At 72.0% G+C, this 7,482-nt stretch carries 6 protein-coding genes; all 6 read left to right on the top strand.

The window, feature by feature from the left end; translation table 11 throughout:
- Window positions 1-42 precede the first annotated feature (42 nt).
- The 6 genes from AC3WPZ_RS20860 (at window position 43) to AC3WPZ_RS20835 (ending at window position 7,396) form a co-directional block, all read left to right on the top strand.
- Window positions 43-1,059, top strand: a complete 1,017-nt coding sequence (locus tag AC3WPZ_RS20860; RefSeq protein WP_492441342.1) for an ABC transporter substrate-binding protein — start codon at window positions 43-45, stop codon at window positions 1,057-1,059.
- Window positions 1,060-1,174: 115 nt separating this feature from the next.
- A complete protein-coding gene (locus tag AC3WPZ_RS20855) occupies window positions 1,175-1,951 on the top strand; it encodes an ABC transporter ATP-binding protein (protein WP_382163806.1) in 777 nt (258 codons plus the stop codon).
- A gap of 38 nt (window positions 1,952-1,989) precedes the next feature.
- Window positions 1,990-2,811 carry a sugar phosphate isomerase/epimerase family protein gene (locus tag AC3WPZ_RS20850; protein ID WP_492441340.1) on the top strand — a complete coding sequence of 274 codons (822 nt, stop codon included), beginning with the start codon at window positions 1,990-1,992 and terminating at the stop codon, window positions 2,809-2,811.
- A 13-nt stretch (window positions 2,812-2,824) separates the two neighbouring features.
- Entirely contained in the window at window positions 2,825-4,282 is a 1,458-nt protein-coding gene (locus tag AC3WPZ_RS20845) for an enolase-like domain-containing protein (RefSeq protein ID WP_492441338.1), read from the top strand.
- Window positions 4,279-5,718 (top strand): amidase, encoded by a 1,440-nt coding sequence (locus AC3WPZ_RS20840; protein WP_492441336.1) that lies wholly within the window; start codon window positions 4,279-4,281, stop codon window positions 5,716-5,718. Before AC3WPZ_RS20845 ends, AC3WPZ_RS20840 begins: the two co-directional genes overlap by 4 nt.
- Entirely contained in the window at window positions 5,708-7,396 is a 1,689-nt protein-coding gene (locus AC3WPZ_RS20835) for an FAD-dependent oxidoreductase (RefSeq protein WP_492441334.1), read from the top strand. The genes AC3WPZ_RS20840 and AC3WPZ_RS20835 overlap by 11 nt, the downstream gene beginning before the upstream one ends.
- Window positions 7,397-7,482: the final 86 nt, after the last annotated feature.

Raw genomic sequence — 7,482 nt, 5'->3', positions numbered from 1 at the left:
CCGTTCTCCTCTTCCCCACCCGTCCTCCGAAAGGAAAGCACCATGACTCCCAGGATCGCTGTTTCCGCCACCGCCGTCTGCGCGGCCCTGCTGGCGCTGCTGCCGGCCACGGCCTCGGCCCAGGCCAAGGAGAAGTTCACCTTCGCCCTCAACTGGTTCGCCGTGGGCGACCACGCCGCCTACTGGGTGGCGCTGGACAAGGGCTACTACGCCCAGCGCGGCCTGGACGTGACGCTGGAAAACTCCAAGGGCTCGGGCGACTCCATCGCCAAGGTGGACACCAACCGCGCCGACGCCGGCCTGGCCGACGCGGTGCCGGTGATCTCGGCCGCCTCGCGCGGCGCGCGCGTGAAGATGGTGGGCATGGTGTTCGACAAGACCCCCATGACCTTCTTCAGCCACGCCGACGCGCCGCTGCTCAAGCCCAAGGACCTCGAAGGCAAGACCGTGGCCGCGCCCGCCGGCGACAGCCAGCGCCTGGCCTTCCCCGCTTTCGCGCGCCTGAACCAGATCGACCCGAACAAGGTGAGCTGGGTGAACATCGAGCCCACCGCCAAGGTCGCCTCCATCGCCGAGAAGCGCGTGGACGGCGTGGCCGACTACACCACCGGCCAGCCCTTCTACGACAAGGCCATGGGCCCGGGCAAGGCCGTGCGCCTGCAGTGGGCCGACTACGGCTTCGACCTCTACGCCATGTCCATCATCGCGGGCGAGAAGACCATGGCCGACAAGCCCAAGCAGCTCAAGGCCTTCCTCGAAGCCTCGTACATGGGCTGGCGCGACGTGATGGCCAACCCCAAGGAAGCGCTGGCCATCTTCAAGAAGCGCGTGCCCGAGATCGACGTGGCCATCATCGAGTCCAACATGATGATGGGCTTCGACCTCATGCGCACCAAGAACTACGCCGACAACGGCATCGGCTGGATCGACGAGAAGAAGATGTGCGCCTCCACCGACATCGTCAACACCTACATGGGCCTGCCCAAGAAGGTGGAATGCAAGACGGTGTTCAGCACCGAGTACTTCACCAAGGTGGCGATGCCGCTGCCGGTCAAGTAAGCCCACAGCGCGCAAGAAACCAGGCATGCAGGACACCGACGAGATGAGCCCAGCAACAGAACAAACGGATGGCGTGGCCTCGGGCCGCGTCCTCATCGAGGTGGACCATGCCGGCATGATCTACCAGGCCGAGAGCGGCCCGGTGGAGGCCTTGCGCGACATTTCGCTGCAGATCCGCGAAGGCGAGTTCGTGGCGCTGGTCGGCCCCAGTGGCTGCGGCAAGTCCACGCTGATGCGCGCCATCGCCGGCCTGCGCCCCGTCACCAGCGGGCGCATCCTGGTCGACGGCGTGCCGGTGGACAAGCCGATCCCCAAGGTGGGCATGGTGTTCCAGGCCGCGCTGCTGCTCAAGTGGCGTTCGGTGCTCGACAACGTGCTGCTGCCGGTGGAACTCTCCGGCGGCAACCCCGCGCAGTACCGCGAGCGCGCGCACGCGCTGCTCAAGATGGTGGGCCTGGGCGACTTCGCCAACAAGCGGCCGGGCGAGCTCTCGGGCGGCATGCAGCAGCGCGCCTCGCTCTGCCGCGCGCTGATCCTGGACCCGCCCATCCTGCTGATGGACGAGCCCTTCGGCGCGCTCGACGCCATGACGCGCGACGAGATGAACATCGAGCTGTTGCGCATCTGGGGCGAGAGCAGCAGCGGCGGGCAGCGCAAGACCATCGTCTTCGTCACGCACTCGATTCCCGAGGCCGTGTTCCTGGCCGACCGCGTGGTGGTGATGTCGCCGCGCCCGGGCCGCGTGGCCAACATCCGCCAGGTGGACATCGCGCGCCCGCGCACCGCCGAGACGCGCGCCGACCCGGCGCTGGGCCGCATGTCCTTCGAGCTGTACACCGAACTCTCGGGCGCCACCGGCCGGCGCGAGACGCGGGCCGGCCCGCAGTGGTGAACCTTCGCCACCGCCCGCGCGGCTGAAAGAGCGGCCCCGTGCGCATCGCCCTGTGCAACGAGGTGCTGGCGCCGCTGCCGTTCGCCCGCCAGTGCGAGGTGGCGGCCGCCCTGGGTTACGACGGGCTGGAGGTGGCGCCCTTCACGTTGGGCGAGGAAGCCTTGTCGAGCGCGCGGCGCAGCGGACTGCGCCGCGCGGCGGCGGACGCGGGCATCGAGATCTCGGGCCTGCACTGGCTGCTGCGGCAACCGGCGGGCCTGTCCATCACCTCGGCCGACACCACCGTGCGCGCCCGCACGCTCGACACCCTGCGCCACCAGATCGATCTCTGCGCCGACCTCGGCGGCTCGGTGCTGGTGCACGGCTCGCCCGCGCAGCGCCGCCTGCCACCGGGTGAAGAAGCCGCCGCGCGCGAACGCGGCATCGAGGCCTTCGCCGCCGTGGCGGCGCACGCGCAGGCGGCCGGCGTCGTCTACTGCATCGAACCCCTGGCCGCGCCCGAGGCCGACTTCATCCACACCGTGGCCGAGGCCGCCGCCATCGTGCGCGCCATCGGCCGCCCCGCGCTGCGCACCATGCTCGACTGCTGCGCCGCCGCGCGCGCCGAGGCCGAGCCGGTGCCTGCCGTGCTCGCGCGCTGGCTGCCCACCGGCCTGCTCGCCCACGTGCAGGTGAACGACCCCAACCTGCGCGGCCCCGGCCAGGGCGCGCTGGCCTTCGCCGACATCCTGCGCACGCTGTGCCAGCACGGCTACGCCGGCTGGGTGGCGGTGGAGCCCTTCGACTACCAACCCGATGGCCCCATGGCCGCCGCCCGCGCCATCGGTTACCTGCGGGGCCTGCTGGAGGCCCTGCATTGAGGAAATGACCGCCATGCCCACCGCCCCCCGCGTCCAAGTTTTGTCCGTCGAGCGCTTCGAGTCGCCCTACCGGCTGCGCCTGCCGTTCCGCTTCGGCGTCATCACCGTGACCGAAGGCCGCCAGGCCATCGTGCGCGTGCGCGTGCGCCACGAGAACGGGCGCGAAGGCACGGGCTACGCCGCCGAAGCGCTGGGCGCCAAGTGGTTCGACAAGAACCCCGCGCTCTCCGACGCGCAGAACCACGACCAGCTGCGCAAGGCGCTGGAACTCACCGCCGAGGCCTACGGCGCGGCGCCCCCGCTCAGCGCCTTCGACCTGTATGCCAACCACTACCGCGAGCTGCTGGAGGCCGGCGCCGCGTGGGGCCTGAACCCGCTGGTGACCAGCTACGGCCCGGCCCTGATCGACCGCGCGGTGCTCGACGCGCTGTGCCGCATCGAAGGCCTGAGCTTCTGGCAGGCCATGCAGCACAACCGGCCCGGCATGCGCGCGCACCCCATCGCGCCCGATCTGCAAGGCTTCGCGCTCGCGCCCTTCCTGCGCGGCCTCGCGCCGCTGACCTCGCTGGCCGTGCGCCACACCGTGGGCCTGCTCGACCCCATCGTGGCGGGCGACCAGGCCGCCGGCACGCGCGTGAACGACGGCCTGCCCGAAACCCTGGAAGAGGTGGTGGCCGCCTACGGCAACCGCTACTTCAAGCTCAAGGTCTCGGGCCAGGCCGACGCCGACCTGGAGCGGCTGCGCCGCATCGCCTCCGTGCTCGACCGCCTGCAAGACCCGTATGTGGTCACGCTCGACGGCAACGAGCAGTACGAGAACGCCGAGGCCATCGCCGCGCTCTGGCAGCGCATGGCCGCCGAGCCCGCGCTGCGCCGCCTGTGCGAGGCCACGCTGCTGATCGAACAGCCCATCAAGCGGCAGATGGCGCTGGCCCAGCCGGTGGCGGCGCTGGCGCGGCACAAGCCCGTGATCATCGACGAGTCCGACGGCGACCTCGACGCCTTTCCCTGCGCCCGCGCGCTGGGCTACACCGGTGTGTCCACCAAGGCCTGCAAGGGCTTCTACAAATCGGTGCTCAACCTCGCGCGCTGCCAGGTGTGGAACCAGGCCGAGGGCCGCGAGACCTTCTTCATGTCCGCCGAAGACCTCACCACCCAGCCCGGCATCAGCGTGCAGCAGGACCTGGCGCTGGTGAGCCTGCTCGGCATCACCCACGTGGAGCGCAACGCCCACCACTTCATCGACGGCTTCAACGGCCGCCCGCCGGCCGAGGCCGACGCCTACCTCGCCGCGCACCCCGACCTCTACCACCGGCAGACTGGTGGCGTGCGCCTGCGCATAGCGCGCGGGCAGCTGGCCCTGGGCTCGCTCGCCGGTGTGGGCTTCGGCTCCGCCGTGGAGCTGGAGCTGAGCGGCACCGCCGCCATGCCACGCGCCGACTGGCCCCCCCACGCATCGGAGACCCCATGAGCACCATCGACTACGAAAGCCACGACGGCCTGGGCCTGGCGCAGCTGGTCAAGCAAGGCGAGGTGACGCCGCAGGAGCTGCTGGAGGCCGCGCTCGCGCGCATCGCCGCGCACAACCCGGCGCTCAACGCCGTGGTCACGCCGCTCTACGACGCGGCGCGCGCCGAGATCGCGCGCGGCCTGCCGGCCGGGCCGTTCCAGGGCGTGCCCTTTCTCGTGAAAGAGCTGGTGGCCTCGGTGGCGGGCGCGGCCACCACCGCGTCCTCGCGCCTGTACGCGCACAACACGGCGGCGGCCGACAGCGAGATCGTCGCGCGCCTGCGCCGCGCGGGGCTGGTGATCGCGGGCAAGACCAACTCGCCCGAGTTCGGGCTCTCGCCCATCACCGAATCGCTGCTGTACGGCGTGACGCGCAACCCCTGGAACACCGAACTCTCGCCCGGCGGCTCCAGCGGCGGCGCGGCGGCGGCCGTGGCCTCGGGCATGGTGCCGCTGGCCCACGCCACCGACGGCGGCGGCTCCATCCGCATCCCGGCCTCGTGCTGCGGCCTCTTCGGCTTGAAGCCCACGCGCGCGCGCATCACCGCCGGCCCCGAAGGCGGCGAGGGACTCAACGGCCTGGCCCACCAGCACGTGGTGAGCCGCAGCGTGCGCGACAGCGCGGCCCTGCTCGACGCCATCGCCGGCCCCATGCCGGGCGACCCCTACAGCGCCGTGCCGCCCGAGCGGCCCTACCTGGAAGAGATGGGCCGCACGCCCGGGCGCCTGCGCATCGCCTTCGCGAAGACCGCGCCCACCGGCGTGCCGGTGGACCCGGCCTGCGTGGACGCCGTGGAAGACGCCGCGCGCCTGTGCGAACAGCTCGGCCACCACGTGGAAGAAGCCTCGCCCGACTACGACGCCCAGGTGGTGGAGCGCGGTTTCGAAATGGTGTTCGCCACCCACACCATGGCCAACATCGCGCGCGCCACCGGCGGCCCCCTGCCCGACCCGGAACTGGTCGAGCCCTTGACCTACGCGCTGGCCCAGGTCGGCCGCGTGCCCAGCGCGGCCGAATACATCCTCAACCTGCATGCGCTGCAGCGGCAGTCGCGGCGCATCGCGGGCTTCTTCGAGCGCTTCGACGTGTGGCTCACGCCCACGCTCGCGCAGACGCCCCGGGCCATCGGCCACTTCAACATCCGCTCCAGCGACGTGCGCGACTGGATGAGCAAGCTCGCGGCCTACCTGCCTTTCACCTACCCCTTCAACGTGACCGGCCAGCCCGCGGCCTCGGTGCCGCTGCACTGGACGGCCGACAACCTGCCCATCGGCTGCCAGTTCGCGGCGCGCTACGGCGACGAAGGCCTGCTGCTGCGCCTGTGCGCGCAACTCGAAGCAGCGCGGCCCTGGTTCCACCGGCGCCCGCCGGTGAGCGGCCTCCCGCATGCGCACTGAGGAAACGGTCGACCTGCTCGTCATCGGCGGCGGCGTGGCGGGGCTCACGGCCGCGCTGGTGGCCGCCATCGAAGGCCTGAGCGTGCTGGTCTGCGAGAAGACCGAGCAGCTCGGCGGCACGGCCGCCACCTCGGCCGGCACCGTGTGGATACCCGGCAGCAGCCAGAGCGAGCGCGCCGGCCTGGCCGACCCGGTGGTGCGCGCGCACCACTACCTGGCCGCCGAGATCGACACCGACAGCGGCGCCGACCTGCGCGACACCTTCCTGGCCACCGGCCCGCGCGTGCTCGACTACCTGGCGCAACACTCCTGCGTCAGCTTCGTGCCCGCCGCGCGCCACCCCGACTACCACGACCAGCACGCCGGCGCGGCCATCGGCGGCCGGGCGCTCGTCGCGCGCGCCTTCGACGGGCGCGAGCTCGGCCCCGACTTCGCGCGCGTGCGCCCGCCCATGAGCCACATGATGGTGCTGGGCGGCATGTCCGTCAGCAAGGACGACATCGCGCCCCTGCTCAAGCCCCTCGCTTCCCGGGCCGCCTTGCGCCACGTGGTCACCCTGCTGAGCCGCCACGCGCGCGACCGCCTGCGCCACCCGCGCGGCACGCGGCTGGTGATGGGCAACGCGCTCATCGCGCGCCTGCTGCTCAGCCTGCGCCAGCGCGGCGTGGACCCGCTCATGGGCGTGGTCGTGCAGCAGTTGCACGAAGACGGCGGCCGGGTGGGCGGCGCCACGCTCTCGCAAGGCGGGCGCACCTGGCGCGTGCAGGCGCGGTGCGGCGTGGTGCTCGCCTGCGGCGGCTTTGGCCACGCGCCCGAGTGGCGCCAACGCCTGCTGCCCGCGCCCGCGCAGACGCATTCGCTCATGTTCGAAGGCAACACCGGCGACGGCCTTCGCCTCGCGCAAGGCGTGGGCGCCGCCATTGACGAGACTGGCCACCGCACGCCCGCCTTCTGGGTGCCGGTGTCGGTGCTGCGCCAGGCGGACGGCACCGAGCAGCGCTTCCCGCACTTCGCGCTGGACCGCGCCAAGCCCGGCCTGATCGCGGTGGACGCGAGCGGCCGGCGCTTCGTCAACGAAGGCGACTCGTACCACGACTTCGTGCTCGCGATGCTCAACGCCTCGCCCGAGCCCGCCGTGCCCGCGCACCTGATCTGCGACGCCCACTTTCTGCACCGCTACGGCCTGGGCCTGGTGCGCCCGGGCGCATGGCGGCTGCGGCCCTACCTGCGCGCCGGCTACCTCAAGCGCGCGCCCACGCTGGCCGCGCTCGCGGGCCAGCTCGGCATCGACCCCGAAGGCCTGCGCGTCACCGTGTCGCGCCACAACGGCTTCGCGCACACCGGCGTGGACCTGGACTACGGCAAAGGCACGAGCGAACTCAACCGCTTCAACGGCGACCCGACCCACACGCCCAACCCCTGCATCGGCCCCATCGCGGCGGCGCCGTTCTACGCGGTGACCGTGTGGCCCGGCGATGCGGGCACCAGCGTGGGCCTGCGCACCGATGTGGACGCGCGGGTGTTAGGCCGCGACGGCCAGGCGATCGAAGGCCTGTACGCGGCCGGGGCCGACATGGCGTCCATCATGCGCGGGCGCTACCCCGGGCCGGGGGTGACGCTGGGGCCGGCGATGGTGTTTGCCTGGCGGGCGGTGATGCACGCGGTGGGGCAGCGGTAGCGTGCGTCGGTCCAGAATCCGGATCGCTCGCTGAAGGCCCTGCGCTGTGGCGCCAGACAGCGCCTACAGCTGGAAGGATGACCGGC

The sequence above is a fragment of the Hydrogenophaga sp. FW305-3-2-15-A-LB1 genome (assembly GCF_058787875.1).
This window is presented reverse-complemented; position numbering and strand designations above follow the sequence as displayed.